General features: G+C 35.5%; 11 protein-coding genes, 7 tRNA genes and 1 other RNA gene. 1 reads left to right on the top strand and 18 read right to left on the bottom strand.

What is annotated here, in order from left to right:
* Positions 1-40 precede the first annotated feature (40 nt).
* The 16 genes from tuf to rpsU all read right to left on the bottom strand — a co-directional run bounded on the left by tuf (position 41) and on the right by rpsU (position 12021).
* A complete protein-coding gene (gene tuf, locus LV842_RS12500) occupies positions 41-1246 on the bottom strand; it encodes an elongation factor Tu (RefSeq protein ID WP_123857806.1) in 1206 nt (401 codons plus the stop codon).
* 257 nt (positions 1247-1503) lie between these two features.
* Entirely contained in the window at positions 1504-4602 is a 3099-nt protein-coding gene (locus LV842_RS12495) for an efflux RND transporter permease subunit (protein WP_233111791.1), read from the bottom strand.
* 203 nt (positions 4603-4805) lie between these two features.
* Positions 4806-5891: an efflux RND transporter periplasmic adaptor subunit gene (locus tag LV842_RS12490; protein WP_233111790.1), complete on the bottom strand. Its 1086-nt coding sequence runs from the start codon at positions 5889-5891 to the stop codon at positions 4806-4808.
* Between the two features lie 2 nt (positions 5892-5893).
* On the bottom strand, positions 5894-7135 hold the full coding sequence (locus LV842_RS12485; protein WP_233111789.1) for a TolC family protein: 1242 nt from the start codon (positions 7133-7135) through the stop codon (positions 5894-5896).
* A 149-nt stretch (positions 7136-7284) separates the two neighbouring features.
* Positions 7285-8649, bottom strand: coding sequence for an ATP-binding protein (locus tag LV842_RS12480; RefSeq protein ID WP_233111788.1), 1365 nt, complete (start codon positions 8647-8649; stop codon positions 7285-7287).
* 1 nt (position 8650) lies between these two features.
* Positions 8651-9331 (bottom strand): response regulator transcription factor, encoded by a 681-nt coding sequence (locus tag LV842_RS12475; RefSeq protein ID WP_233111787.1) that lies wholly within the window; start codon positions 9329-9331, stop codon positions 8651-8653.
* A 259-nt stretch (positions 9332-9590) separates the two neighbouring features.
* A tRNA-Thr gene (locus tag LV842_RS12470) sits at positions 9591-9662 on the bottom strand.
* Positions 9663-9703: 41 nt separating this feature from the next.
* Positions 9704-9776, bottom strand: a tRNA-Gly gene (locus LV842_RS12465).
* An 85-nt stretch (positions 9777-9861) separates the two neighbouring features.
* A tRNA-Tyr gene (locus LV842_RS12460) sits at positions 9862-9942 on the bottom strand.
* Positions 9943-9962: 20 nt separating this feature from the next.
* A tRNA-Thr gene (locus LV842_RS12455) sits at positions 9963-10036 on the bottom strand.
* An 88-nt stretch (positions 10037-10124) separates the two neighbouring features.
* Positions 10125-10197: transfer RNA gene (locus tag LV842_RS12450), tRNA-Gly, on the bottom strand.
* An 86-nt stretch (positions 10198-10283) separates the two neighbouring features.
* A tRNA-Tyr gene (locus LV842_RS12445) sits at positions 10284-10364 on the bottom strand.
* Between the two features lie 20 nt (positions 10365-10384).
* Positions 10385-10458 (bottom strand) — tRNA-Thr (locus tag LV842_RS12440).
* 109 nt (positions 10459-10567) lie between these two features.
* A complete protein-coding gene (locus tag LV842_RS12435) occupies positions 10568-10858 on the bottom strand; it encodes an HPF/RaiA family ribosome-associated protein (protein WP_233111786.1) in 291 nt (96 codons plus the stop codon).
* Positions 10855-11742, bottom strand: a complete 888-nt coding sequence (locus LV842_RS12430) for a tyrosine-type recombinase/integrase (protein ID WP_233111785.1) — start codon at positions 11740-11742, stop codon at positions 10855-10857. Before LV842_RS12430 ends, LV842_RS12435 begins: the two co-directional genes overlap by 4 nt.
* 81 nt (positions 11743-11823) lie before the next feature.
* Positions 11824-12021: a 30S ribosomal protein S21 gene (gene rpsU, locus LV842_RS12425; RefSeq protein ID WP_062697349.1), complete on the bottom strand. Its 198-nt coding sequence runs from the start codon at positions 12019-12021 to the stop codon at positions 11824-11826.
* Between the two features lie 247 nt (positions 12022-12268).
* On the opposite strand from rpsU, the gene ssrA reads away from it, so the two are divergent.
* Positions 12269-12670: a transfer-messenger RNA gene (gene ssrA, locus LV842_RS12420) on the top strand.
* 16 nt (positions 12671-12686) lie between these two features.
* Here ssrA and LV842_RS12415 read toward each other — a convergent pair.
* Positions 12687-13124 carry a thermonuclease family protein gene (locus tag LV842_RS12415; RefSeq protein WP_233111784.1) on the bottom strand — a complete coding sequence of 146 codons (438 nt, stop codon included), beginning with the start codon at positions 13122-13124 and terminating at the stop codon, positions 12687-12689.
* 60 nt (positions 13125-13184) lie between these two features.
* Positions 13185-13988, bottom strand: a complete 804-nt coding sequence (locus LV842_RS12410) for a helix-turn-helix domain-containing protein (protein WP_233111783.1) — start codon at positions 13986-13988, stop codon at positions 13185-13187.
* Positions 13989-14019 lie beyond the last annotated feature (31 nt).

The following is a 14019-nucleotide window of genomic DNA, read 5'->3' as shown; positions in this document are numbered from 1 at the left end:
CGAGAGTTTCCTTTCGGAAGCCTTATTTATTTTAAGATGATTAGTCTAAGATTTCAGTAACCTGACCTGAACCAACTGTTCTACCTCCTTCTCTGATCGCGAATCTAAGACCCTCGTTAAGAGCGATTGGTTGTAACAATTCTACAGTGATCTCTAAGTTATCACCAGGCATTACCATTTCTACTCCTTCTGGTAAGAAGATCTCACCTGTAACGTCAGTAGTTCTTACGTAGAACTGAGGACGGTACTTGTTGTGGAATGGAGTGTGACGTCCACCTTCTTCTTTAGAAAGGATATAAACAGAAGCCTTGAATTTTTTGTGTGGCTTAACAGAATCTTTCTTAGCGATAACCATACCTCTCTTGATGTCAGTTTTTTCAATACCTCTCAACAATAGACCTACGTTATCACCAGCTTCACCTCTGTCTAGGATTTTTCTGAACATCTCAACCCCTGTAATTGTAGAAGTTAATTTTTCATCACCCATACCTACGATATCAACTGGATCACCAGTGTTGATAATACCTGCTTCAATTCTACCAGTTGCTACAGTACCTCTACCTGTAATAGAGAATACGTCTTCGATTGGCATCAAGAATGGCTTATCAGTATCTCTTACTGGCTCGTCAATCCACTCATCAACTGCATCCATTAATGCTTCAACAGTTTTGAACCACTTATCTTCTGAGTCACCGTTAGTAGCTGCAGTAAGTGCTCCAAGAGCTGAACCTTGGATTACTGGAGAGTTATCTCCATCAAAGTCATAAGTAGCTAATAGATCTCTAAGTTCCATTTCAACAAGCTCTAACAATTCTGGATCATCCACCATGTCAACTTTGTTCATGAAAACAACGATCTTAGGTACGTTTACCTGACGGCAAAGTAGGATATGTTCTCTAGTTTGAGGCATTGGACCATCAGTTGCAGCACATACTACGATAGCTCCATCCATCTGAGCAGCACCAGTTACCATGTTCTTAACATAGTCGGCGTGACCTGGACAGTCAACGTGAGCATAGTGTCTTTTTACAGTTTCGTACTCGATGTGAGCAGTATTGATAGTGATCCCTCTTTCTTTTTCTTCTGGAGCAGAGTCAATTGAAGAGAAGTCTTTTTTCTCAGCAAGACCTTTGCTAGCTAATACAGCAGAAATAGCAGCTGTAAGAGTAGTTTTACCATGGTCAACGTGACCAATAGTACCAATGTTCAAGTGTGGTTTGTTACGATTAAACGTTTCCTTTGCCATGATTTAAAATTATTTATTTATTGTTTTTCAAATTTTCGGTGTGCAAATATAATGAATTTTTAAATACCAAAACCTTTTTATTTAAAAAAGTTTCAATATTCAAATCCAATGAAGTACAAACCGCATATTTCAAAGTATTGAGACTGCAAATTTACACAAATTTCTTGATTGAAAAAATCTTTGTAAAACCTTTTATGAAAAAGCCTGAAACACAATTCGTTTCAGGCAAGGTTAATATAAAATAAATGAAATAATAGTTAGATTTGCTGCGATTTTTTGGTTCTGTTGAAGATCCAGAAGATAATCGGGAAAATTAATAGCGTTAAGACGGTTGCCGTGATCAATCCGCCAATAATTACAATAGCCAAAGGTTTTTGAGATTCCGACCCGATTCCTGTAGATAATGCAGCAGGCATTAATCCTATCGACGCCATCAAAGCAGTCATGATAACAGGGCGCGTTCTGGATTTTACCCCATTTAATATCGCTTCATCCAGAGACAGCCCGTACTTGACATTCTGATGGAATTCCGTAATAAGAATCACACCATTTTGGATACAAATTCCGAGAAGGGCAATCATCCCTACTCCGGCGGAAATTCCAAAGTTAATTCCGGTGACATGAAGTGCAATAATTCCCCCTATTAAGGCAAAAGGTACATTGGCCAATACCAAAAGAGAATCTTTCATATTTCCGAAAAGAATAAATAAAAGGAAGAAAATGCCTAAAATACTTATCGGAACAACCTGCGTTAACCTTTTTGAGGCACGCTGCTGATTTTCAAACTGACCTGTCCAGCCTACAGAATACCCGTCCGGAAGATCAATTTTTGAAACCGCCTGTTGTGCGTCGGCAATTGTGCTTCCTAAATCCCGATCCCTGATAGAAAATTTAATCCCGATATACCTTTTAATATCATCTCTATAAATAAACGCCGCACCATTATCTTTGACGATATTTCCGATCTCCTTCAAAGGAATTTGTGTTCCGTCCTGAGTCGGGATCATCAGTGAGGCAATATCGTTTTCATTTTTTCTATATTCCTGTGAATAGCGAAGACGAATCGGGAATTTTCTTTCTCCATCATACATTTCAGAAGCTGTTTTACCTCCGAATGCCATTTCAAGAACAGCTTGTGCATCTTCAGGCATCACACCATAAGCTGCCATTTTATCCCTATCCCAGACAACATTTACTTCCGGTTGCCCGATATTTTTAATGATTCCGGCATCTTTTACTCCTTTAATATCTTTTACCTGTTTTAAAACTTTTTCAGCGAGCTGATCTAAAGTTTGGAGATTATCTCCGTAAATTTTAATTCCGTTTTCTGCTTTAAAACCGGCCACCGCTTCAGCAACATTATCAGAAATCGGTTGGGAATAATTGAATGTAATTCCTTGGTATGTTCTTAATTTTTTATCAATCTCTTCTATTAATTCTTCGTAAGTAATCTTTCGTTTCCATTGATCTTTTGGCTTAAGATTTACTGCAAACTGAACAAATCCAAAACCATTCGGGTCAGTTCCGTCATTACTTCTTCCCGTTTGCGCCAGAACATCCGTTACCTCAGAGAAGCTCATAATGTCTTTCTTTAAAAGATCAGCAGTTTTTAATGATTCGTTTAAAGAGGAACTCATCGGCATTTCAGCAGTAATCCAAAGAGAACCTTCATTGAGCTGCGGTAAAAATTCTGTTCCTAAAAATTTCCCTGAAAATAAGGTAAGCCCAAGAAAAGCAAGAGAAACAATTAAACTTAATTTTTTATGCTTAAATGTAAAATTAAATCCCTTCAGAACAATTCTGTCCCAGAAATTAACGAAAGGATTATTTTTCTCTTTAACATTTTTATTTAAAAGAATATGTGAAAGAACCGGAACCAATGTTAAGGTGAAAATCAAAGCTCCCATTAATGCAAAGCCTAATGTAAATGCCAATGGTGAAAACATTTTTCCTTCCACTTTCTGGAAAGAGAAAATCGGAATCAAGGAAGTGATGATAATTAATTTTGAAAAGAAAATCGCTTTACCAAGACCGGTTCCGGTTTGTTTGATCCAACCTCCTTTCGCCATTTTATTGAATTTTTCATTGCCATATTTATGAGCTTTATGATCGAGCATTACGAAGAGTCCTTCAACCATGACGACGGCTCCGTCAATGATAATTCCGAAATCTACAGCTCCGAGTGACAATAAATTCGCACTCATTCCGGCTAACTTCAAACATAGGAATGCAAATAATAAAGACAGCGGAATGATGATGGAAACAATCAGTGTCGTTCTCCAGTCTGCCATAAAAATCAAAACAATGACTGTAACCAGAACAATTCCTTCCAATAAATTGTGCATTACTGTTTCAGTTGTGAAATCCATCAAATTATCACGGTCGTAGAAAGTGACCATTTTTACATCTTTCGGAAGGATTTTTTCGTTAAGCTCTTTAATTTTAGCTTTCACATTCACCAACACTTCACGAGGGTTCTCCCCTTTTCTCATCACCACAATTCCTTCAACGGTATCATCTTGATTATTCAGTCCTGCCTGTCCTACTCTTGGCCTATCACCTTCATGCACCTGCGCAACATTTTTAACCAAGATTGGGTTTCCATTATCATTATGAATCGTAATATTTTCAATATCACTTATTGATTTCACCAAACCGATTCCACGAACTACATAAGCCTGTCCGTTTTTTTCGATGACATCTCCTCCGACATTCAAATTACTTTTTCCGACTGCATCATACACCTGAAGCGGGGTTAAATTGTATTTATCTAAAGCTCGTGGGTCAATACTTAATTCAAAAACTTTATCCTGACCTCCGAAAACATTAATATCCGCAACACCGGGAACTCCGCGTAAAGCACGGTCGATTACCCAGTTTTGCAAAGTTAACAGCTCACGAGAGTCTTTCTTTTTACTCTGTAAAGTATATCTGAAAATTTCTCCGGTTGGTCCGTAAGGCGGTTGAACCTCAGGATCAACTTCATCAGGAAGGCTGACCGTTCTCAACTGATTATTAACCTGATTTCTGGCAAACGTATCGTCTACCCCGTCATCAAAAAGAATTTTAACAATGGAAAGTCCAAACATCGTTGTACTTCTCACACTGGTTTTCTTTTGAACAGGGCTCATCGCCAATTCAATGGGAGTTGTTACAAAACGTTCAACTTCTTCTGCACTTCGTCCGTTCCATTGGGTAATGATGACGATTTGGGTATTGGTAACGTCAGGAAAAGCTTCAATAGGCATATTTTTGAAACTTATAAATCCTTCAACCGCCAAAACAGCTACCCAAATAAAAGTAAATGCTTTATTTTTTAATGAAAAAGCAATTATATTTTTGATGAATTTATTCATGATGGATTTTTTGATGACCTAAAAAAGTCGTTAAAAGAAATTTGCTTTAACTGTTTTTTGAACCATTAAGGACAATTAAGGTGTTAAGAATTAAAGTCATTCACAAACGAATTGATAAGAGTCAATGCTAAAAAAATATCTTTGCTATTTTCTTAATTAAACTTAACTTCTTAATTAAAATCTTAATGGTTTAAAATAAAAAACTAGCTATTCAAAGAGCGGTAAATCAACAATTGATTATTGGTGATTACTTGTTCTCCCTCAGATAAACCTTCGGAAACATAAGTAATATCACCTACTTGTTTTAACACTTTTATTTCTTTCACTTTTACATCGGTTCTGGATTTGTAGATCACCACAAAACTTCTGTTATCATCGAAAATCACCGCTTTGGAAGGAACCGTTAATGCCATACTGTTTTCTGAACTGGTCACTTTGATTGTCGCTTTACTGTCAGGAATCAGCAATCCATCTTTATTATCTAAAACCACTCTCGCCTGCATAGTATTGGTTTCCGGATCGATAATTTTAAAAATTTTATCAATTTTTCCGTCAAAAACTTTATCCGGATAAGACAATGTGGAAACCTGTGCTTTCATTCCCAGACTGATTTTATCAATATCCGACTCATTCACGTTCATAATTGCCCAGACATTGGTGGTATTGGCAACATCGAAAATATTTTCACTTCTGTCACTTCTCAACTGCATATCTTTATTGATGTTTTTCTGAACGATATATCCGGTGATCGGAGCCAATACACTGTAAATATTTCCCTTCTTCACATTATAAACCGTACTTACCGCACTTGCTCTCTGTAACTGATCTTGTGCTTTTTGTAACTGACTTTTAGCTTCCAACACATCTCTTTCGGTATTCAGTTTCCCTTCATACATTTCCTTGGCAACGCGAAGATTGTTTTGCGCAACCAGCAAATCCGTTTTCGCATCACTCACGTCTTTCTGAACTTCCGCCAACTCCGTACTTCTGATCGTAGCCAAAACCTGCCCTTTCGTCACATAATCTCCCAACTCTACATTTACACTCAAAACATTTCCTCCAACCAATGGATACACATCGATATAGTTATTTTTATCTGCCGAGATCTTTCCGTAGAAATTGTAATCGTCTTCTATATTTTGTTTCTCAACTTTAGCTAAAGAAATCGACTGAAGCATGGTATTGCTCAGCTCAAAACCTTTTTTTGCCTGTGGTTTTACTTCCTGTTCTTTTTTTGAACAAGATAAAACTGACAAAGCCACCATCACAGGGATTATATAATTTTTCATGTTTAATAGAAGATTTTCGTTTGTACTAGTTGATTCAATTGTTCTGCAGACTGCATGATCTCGTTTTTCATGTCATAGATCTGAAGTGCCGCCGTTCTGTAGCTGTCCATAAAATCTGCAAATTCGATTAAGCTCACATTTCCTTTTCTGAAGTTGCTCAACATTCCGTTGTACACCAATTCCAGATTATTAAGGTCATCCGATTTTATTTCCGCTAACTGATCATATTGTGATTTCCAGGTTTTGTAAGCCGACTGAACTTTAGTTTCAAGATTCAGCTTTTGGAATGCTGCATTTTTTTGATTTTGTTGAATGGCGAAATTTGCTTTATCTACATTTCCTTTATTTGATTTCCATAACGGTAACGGAATTCCTACCATCAGATTCACTTCGTTTTTAAAGGTTCCTCCGTTTTGATCCCATCCTGCTCCAAGATTAAGATCCGGAACGTTCATAGATTTTTGCCATTGAGCGTACAACTTGCTGTTGTCTATTAATTTTAAATTATATTGATAGTCCGCATTATTTTCCAATGCTTTTTTCTGTAATTCGGTTTCGTCACCGAAAGGCTGTGCTGCAAGAATATCTTTTGCTTCCGATTCTGAAAGTTGGGGTTCTATATCGTCTGTAATTCCTGTAAGAACTTTGAGTGTCTGCTCGAATTCAAGAATGTTTTTATTAATTCCAACTTTATCATTGTTTAGCTGAATCACGATACTTTGTAATCTCACTTCGTCTTTCAGAGAAACGTTTCCTTTAGCAGACTGTACTTTATAAGCAGCGAGAAGGTCGTTCATATATCCAAGTTGCTTATTGGTATTATCGAGTTTTAATTTCTCGTAATAAAGATCAAAATAATTGGTACGAAGCTGAGCTCTCAAATCTACGAGCAGCTGAGAAAACTGAAGTTGTGCCAGTTCTTTATTTGATTTTGCAAAGGCAATTTCATTTTTCTTCTTGCCTCCCATGTAAATTAACTGCGTTACTTGTGCTCCTTTTGCGTGGCCCACGTCAAAAACCTTGCTGCCTTCGGGATTGTATGCATTGATTTGTCCGCTTAACTGCGGAAGTTCCCAGATTTTAGCCTGCAATATATCTGCATCAGCCATGTTAATATTGTACTGTTCAGCGAGCAGTTGCAAATTGTTCTTCTGAAAAGCTTCTTCGCAATCCAAAAGTGACATTTGCTGTTGTGCCGTCATGAGTGAGGAAATGACGATGAACAGCCCTGCAAATTTGTTCATTGTATTGATTTTAATGATACAAAAATGCTTTTATACTATTAAAATGCTCTTAAAGAACGCTTAAAAAAAAATTAAATTTAGTTTAGGGATCGTTTTGAAAGATTGATATTTTAGATATTTAATCAATAAACTCTTATAGTGTTATAATTTTATTTTTTAAAAATTACACTGAATTTATTCAATAAATCTGCGGGAGAAGTATAGTTAATTTGCGCACCGTGATATTCAAGAATTCTTTTGACAATCCTTAAACCCAGTCCGGAACCGGAAATATTCTGAGAATTATTTCCTCTCATAAACGCTTCGAATAATTTTGACCGCTCTTCCTGTGGAATCGTATTTCCGTGAGAAATTACATCAACGATAAGATTTTCCTGGGTTTCCTTGATGAGAACATCAACTTCTGTATCATCGGAATACACTGCAGCATTTTTAAATAGATTAATGAAAACAATATCCAGTAAAGATTGCACCCCTTTTATCGTCAAAAGTGAATCCTCGGATGTGTTTTCGGAAATAAGAAAATCCATTTTCAGTTTTGGATAACTCTTCTCAACGGCTTCAAAAGATTCAAAAATCACTTCATCTATTCTCACTTCTTCATAAATACTCTGGATGTTTTCTTTATCAAATTTTGTAAGTAATAAAAGAGAATTCGTTAAATCCGACAACTGGTAGACATCTTTTTGAATCTGTTTTAAAGCAGATAAGGTTTCTGGTGTATGTTGCTCCAATTTTATTAAGTTTTCCAACTGAAAGGCCATCCTTGTAATCGGAGTCCGTATTTCGTGGGAAGCGCTTGCCGTAAAATCTTTCTGGGATTGAAAAACGTCATCCAGCCTTACAATCATCGTATTGAAAGATTGAGCAAGAACATTGATCTCGTCGTTGGAATCGCGAACCGGAATTTGCGTGGTGAGTTTGTGTGCCGTAACTTCAGAAATTTCCTGGTTAAGATCTTCTAAAGGTTTCAAAAACTGCCCCATGAAATAATAACTAAAAAAGCCAATGAGTAAAGTACTCATCACATAAGCTGTGATCAAAAGGTATTTTAGGTAAGCTAATTTTGAATTTCCGTTGGTATCTAAAGCACTTGTAAGAATATAATAATTTTCACCATTGATGGTTTTCAGCGCCGCATAAATCTCAGGAGCCGTTTTTTCGGAATAGACAATTTTTTTTTCGTCGAGTTCCTTCAATAAGGTATTATCCCAAGTTACGTTTCGGTCTTTAATCGTACTATAAATTAATTCTTTTTGCCCGTTAAAAATTAAAATGGTTTCATTTAAAAGGATATTGTCCGAGTTTTCATTAAAAAAGACCGGAGCTTCTTCTTCAAAATCTTTCGATTTAGCAATAAAATGTGAAGTGAACTCCAATCTCTGTCTGAATCTTTCTTTGAATTCTTCTTTTCGAAAATCATTAAAAGACATATAAATCACTGCCATCACAATACCAAAAAGCAATGAAAAAGCAATACTGAGGGTAAGCGCAATCTTCCTTTTTAAAGACATTCTATAATGGGCTTAAATAATATCCGAAACCGGAACGTGTATGAATCAGTTTAATTTTAAAATCTTTATCAATTTTCTTTCTTAAAAAATTAATGTACACTTCAACTGTATTGGTATTCGTATTGAAGTTATGTTCCCAAACGTGTTCCGTAATCTGTTGTTTTGAAACCGTTCTTCCCTGCGCTTCTGCAAGATAAGCCAATAGCTGGAATTCTTTTAAAGTCAGACTGATTTCATTACCTCCACGATACACTTTTTGTTCAGTTTTATTCACGATTAAATCATCGATTCTGATAATATCCTGGTCTATTGTATCGGAAGGAGCTTTTCTTCTCAACAATGAATTAACACGGAGTAATAATTCCTCAAACTGAAAAGGCTTCACCAAATAGTCATCGGCCAATCTGGTAAATGCATCTTTTTTGTCTGACAAGTCACCGTATGCCGAAATGATAATGATAGGAGTATTTTTATCAAAGGAACGAATGGTCTGGCAAACATCCAACCCGTTAATTTTCGGAACGTTGATATCAAGCAAATATAGGTCGTAGGTATTATTCTTTATTTGACGAATAAAGGTTTCTCCGTCATAAATTTTATCACAGGTGAAATTATTCGACTCCAAAAATTTGCAAAGCTCCGCCGAAAGAATAAGGTCATCTTCCAATAAAAGAATATTCATCAAACTATATTTTATACGAATGTAACGAATTTTTTTATGATTGTAAATGAAGTTGCTGAGAGAAGGAAAGACTTTAATTAAATTTTAATATCAGGATAAAAAAACAGAACCACTCCTTTCTATACTTAAGAATAATAGCGAAGTTAAGTTTAAGCTTAAATTGATTATTAAACCAAATATTGAGCAAGCGTTCAAAATATGTATCGTAAGGTAAAATTTAGGCAAAAAAATATCCCGAAAAAATCGGGATTGAAACGAGAGCCAACTACGGGACTTGAACCCGTGACCTCTTCCTTACCAAGGAAGCACTCTACCGCTGAGCTAAGTCGGCATTAACTAAAAAAATCACACTGTATAGCGTGATTTTTGTTGAGCGGAAGACGGGGGTCGAACCCGCGACATTCAGCTTGGAAGGCTGACGCTCTACCAACTGAGCTACTTCCGCAATTTTGTTTCCAAAACTATTGGTAAACGCTGTGCAAACTTAGAAAAAATCCTTTAGTTATGCAACTTTTTTCTAATATAAAATGTGGGGAGAGCAGGATTCGAACCTACGAAGCCGAAGCAACTGAGTTACAGTCAGTCCCATTTAGCCACTCTGGAATCTCCCCAGATATTTTATATTAAATTGAGCTTCCAGAGGGATTCGAACCCACGACCCCGAGATTACAAATCACGTGCTCTGGCCAACTGAGCTATGGAAGCATTTAATAAGTGGACTGAATGTTGTGAGAAAACTCTACTCTACATCATTTCAGTAGTAAAAAAAATCACTTTTTAAAAGTGAAATTTGAGCGGAAGACGGGGGTCGAACCCGCGACATTCAGCTTGGAAGGCTGACGCTCTACCAACTGAGCTACTTCCGCAATTTTGTTTCCAAAACTATTGGTAAACGCTGTGCAAAACTAAGAATAATTCTTGAATCCTGCAAGTTTTTTTCTAATATAAAATGTGGGGAGAGCAGGATTCGAACCTACGAAGCCGAAGCAACTGAGTTACAGTCAGTCCCATTTAGCCACTCTGGAATCTCCCCAGATATTTTATATTAAATTGAGCTTCCAGAGGGATTCGAACCCACGACCCCGAGATTACAAATCACGTGCTCTGGCCAACTGAGCTATGGAAGCATTTAATAAAAAAGAATTCAAAAGATCGCTGTTCCCTTTTTGCGAGTGCAAATATAGAACGGATTTTTTGAATTCTCAAATTTTTTAATGACTTTTTTTAACTTTTTTTCTATGCCAATTCTTTTTTCTTGATTAATAGCTTTTTAGCAGTATCAACACACAGGTCTAAACTTTCTTCAAAAGTGGAAGTAGTCTTCTTTACTACGATATCATCTCCCGGAACCGCCAAAATGATCTCGGCTGTTTTATTTACTTTATCAGCATTATTTTCTACTTTTAAAAACACTTTACATTCTTGAATTTTATCATAAAATGTATCAAGTTTGCTTACTTTTTTGTCGATGTGTTCTTCTAATGGTTCGTGAGGAGTTAAACCAATTGATTGTACTGTGATCTTCATAATTCTTCTTTTTTTGATGCTCGAGGGTGAGCCTGATTAAACACTTTTTTCAATTGTTCTATATTAGCATTCGTATAGACTTGAGTACTCGCAAGACTGGAATGACCTAATATTTTTTTTACTTTGGAGATCTCCGCCCCATTATCCAAAACGTGTGTAGCAAAGCTATGCCGAAGGATATGAGGACTTCTTTTTTCTTTCGTTGTTATAAGACTAAGGTACTTATTAACTACCACATAAACAAATTTTTCAGAGAGTTTTTTGCCTTTCTTATTGACAAAAAAATAAGACTGATAATCAATCAACGGTTTACGTGTATCTAAGTAACTTTTTAATAGATTCGACAATTCTCCGGAAATAGGAATCACCCTTTCTTTATTCCCTTTTCCGATAATCTTCAGTTCGTTTCCATCTAAATTAACATTCTCAAACATCATACCACAAAGTTCCGCTTTACGAATTCCGGTCTGATAAAGTATTTCCATGATACATTTTTCCAAAATATCGTGCATTTGCTCAAATACAGTATCACTAAGCACCTGCATCTCCTCTTTAGAGATCGGAATTTGTTTTTCAGCGTAAAATTTCAGTGAGGAGATACTTTCCGTGGGAGAAACTTTAATTTCGCCTATTTTAAGAAGAAAAAGGTAAAAACTGCGAAGTGAAGACAGCTTCCTATTGATACTCCTTTTAGAAATATCATTTTCACTGAGTTCTACAATAAAATTTCTGATAATCTTTTTGTCTGCCTTGGAGATATCTTCAGAAGATTCTGTTTTAAGATAGAAATGAGAAAAGTCTTCCAGGTCTTTTTTATAGCTTGTAATCGTATGAGGAGAATACCTCTTTTCGAATTGTAAATAGTCTAAAAATTTATCCAGCATCATTTAAGTATAAAAACAAAAATTCACTCTTCAAATATAACTATTTAAAGAGTGAATTTAGTATGTGTTTAAGAAAATTTCTTAAGCCTGTTCTTCTTTGCTAAGATTTCTTTGCTTGTGAGCAGCTTTTAATCTAGCTTGTCTTAAAGTTACAGAAGGCTTAATAAATTGTTGTCTAGCTCTTAATTGACGAACTGTACCCGTTTTATCAAATTTTCTTTTATATTTCTTTAATGCTCTGTCGATAGACTCTCCGTCTTTTACTGGAATTATTAACATATATTACATCTCATTTTGGATTGCAAAAATATACATTTTTTATTAAACTACAAAAAAATAATCCTTTATAATCAATATTAATTCTAAAACATCAAAACAATTCTTTATTAATAGCTATTTACTGCTATAATTATTTTTTAGCATTGAATGTAATCATAATTTATCCTATCGATTCTATTTAAAAAAGCTATACACAATATGAATGTTATTTAAACAAATTAATTATCTTTGCATCCACTTTATTCATGGGGTTGACTGGTTTCGACAGCAAGACCAATGGGTAAGTAAGCATGCAGAGAACCGTAGCGCGATCTCTATAATCCCTTGCTACAAAATTTTAACTGGCAACGAAGAGTTCGCTCTTGCAGCTTAATATCGAAGTATAGTAGATCAAGCGTTTTCCCGAAGATTTCAGTAGGGAAGCAAGATATTCCACAAATGCTCTGTTCTGCGGCGTTTGATCCTGGGATATAGGAATGCGGAAATAAGGTTTCAGATACTTTGGCTGAAACTCGAAAATCTCAGAAGATAAGCTGAAAGTTGGGTGTCTGCTCTCTGTTTTCGGTCGAAAATCAATAGTAGAATAAGCATGTAGAAAGCTTATGTATTGCTTGTTTGGACGAGGGTTCGAATCCCTCCAACTCCACAAAAAGAGGTTTTGTAAATTACAAAACCTCTTTTTTCTTTTTCTTATTATTTCGGAACTCCCATGGTGAAATAGCATTATTATCTTTCCACAATCCGATTTTTGAATTTTTAGCGCTTATTTCGTAACTTTTTAACTCTGTATTTTTTGAAGCTTTAAAATACCACCATCCCCAACCCGATTTTATAATCTCGGCGGACAAATATTTATTATCATCATAGAATATTTTTGCAATCGTACGTCTATACCTGTCTTTATTCACCCTGTAGAACACTATCTTTTCTCCAAAGACCTGGGAACTCGTGAATTGTTTTGCATTTTTACCAAAAGCCTGACCATTTTCAGGACAATCCACTTCCGCCAAACGCAATGTTTCCTGATGGTTATTTCCCAACAAAACTACTATAGTGTCTCCATCTTTTATTTTTATTACTTTACCTTTTGATTGAGAAAACAATAAGCTACAATTCAAAAACAGAATTATATAAATAAATTTCAACTTCATATAAAATACAATCTAGACTATTTTACTGGGCGATTCCCCGTAATGTTTTTTAAACGCAAATGAAAAATGAGACAGATCTTCAAAACCCAGATCCAGATAAATTTCAGAAGCCATTTTTCCTTTTTCTAAAATTAAATAATGAGCTTCCTGCAACCTTTTCTGAATCAACCATTTTCCAGGAGTAATTCCGAAAATCTTTTCGAAGTCACGCTTAAAAGTGGCCAAACTTCTTCCTGTAAGATAGGCAAAGCGGTCTAAATTCACATTAAAATGGAAGTTTTCATTCATAAAAGCTTCAATGTCTATTTTACCCGGTTCATTAAAATCAAATAAAATATTTTTCAATTCTGGTGTTTCCTGAAGTAATAGAATTAATCCTTCTTTTATTTTTAAATTCACCAACCTTGTATCAGAAAGCTTTCCTACGTCATGATAGAACAACAATGAGTTCATATAATTTTGAAGTTCTGGACTGTCATTTAGCAGACATAAAGGTTTATTATATTCTTTTCTTTCCGAGATCAAATCATACTCAATACTGAAATTTTTCAGAGTTTGTTGATTTAAATAAATGGATAAAGATTTAAATTCTCCATCAGGAGGAGGCTGTTTGGTAAACTTTAGTAATTGATTTCTTCTTAGAAAACGAATGGATCCTTCTTCCGCAGCATAATCATCAGAACCATCATTCAATAGTAAATTACCTGAAATCTGATAACTCAACACATGATCAGACACAAAATGCTCACCCTGTCGACTCAATTGAGTATAACAGGAATATACAATATCCCCCAAATCTTCTCTTTTAGATTTCATTCTATACAAAGATATAAAATGAGACTGCAAA

Origin of the sequence: Chryseobacterium gwangjuense (assembly GCF_021311115.1) — a bacterium.
GTDB classification, from domain to species: Bacteria; Bacteroidota; Bacteroidia; order Flavobacteriales; family Weeksellaceae; genus Chryseobacterium; species Chryseobacterium gwangjuense.
The sequence above is the reverse complement of the archived record's forward strand: the minus strand, read 5'-3'. Positions and strand labels throughout refer to the sequence as shown.

Coding starts and splice junctions, on each gene's coding strand:
- tuf (WP_123857806.1), bottom strand. CDS start 1,246: ATGGCAAAGGAAACGTTTAATCGTAACAAACCACACTTGAACATTGGT.
- LV842_RS12495 (WP_233111791.1), bottom strand. CDS start 4,602: ATGAATAAATTCATCAAAAATATAATTGCTTTTTCATTAAAAAATAAA.
- LV842_RS12490 (WP_233111790.1), bottom strand. CDS start 5,891: ATGAAAAATTATATAATCCCTGTGATGGTGGCTTTGTCAGTTTTATCT.
- LV842_RS12485 (WP_233111789.1), bottom strand. CDS start 7,135: ATGAACAAATTTGCAGGGCTGTTCATCGTCATTTCCTCACTCATGACG.
- LV842_RS12480 (WP_233111788.1), bottom strand. CDS start 8,649: ATGTCTTTAAAAAGGAAGATTGCGCTTACCCTCAGTATTGCTTTTTCA.
- LV842_RS12475 (WP_233111787.1), bottom strand. CDS start 9,331: ATGAATATTCTTTTATTGGAAGATGACCTTATTCTTTCGGCGGAGCTT.
- LV842_RS12435 (WP_233111786.1), bottom strand. CDS start 10,858: ATGAAGATCACAGTACAATCAATTGGTTTAACTCCTCACGAACCATTA.
- LV842_RS12430 (WP_233111785.1), bottom strand. CDS start 11,742: ATGCTGGATAAATTTTTAGACTATTTACAATTCGAAAAGAGGTATTCT.
- rpsU (WP_062697349.1), bottom strand. CDS start 12,021: ATGTTAATAATTCCAGTAAAAGACGGAGAGTCTATCGACAGAGCATTA.
- LV842_RS12410 (WP_233111783.1), bottom strand. CDS start 13,988: ATGAAATCTAAAAGAGAAGATTTGGGGGATATTGTATATTCCTGTTAT.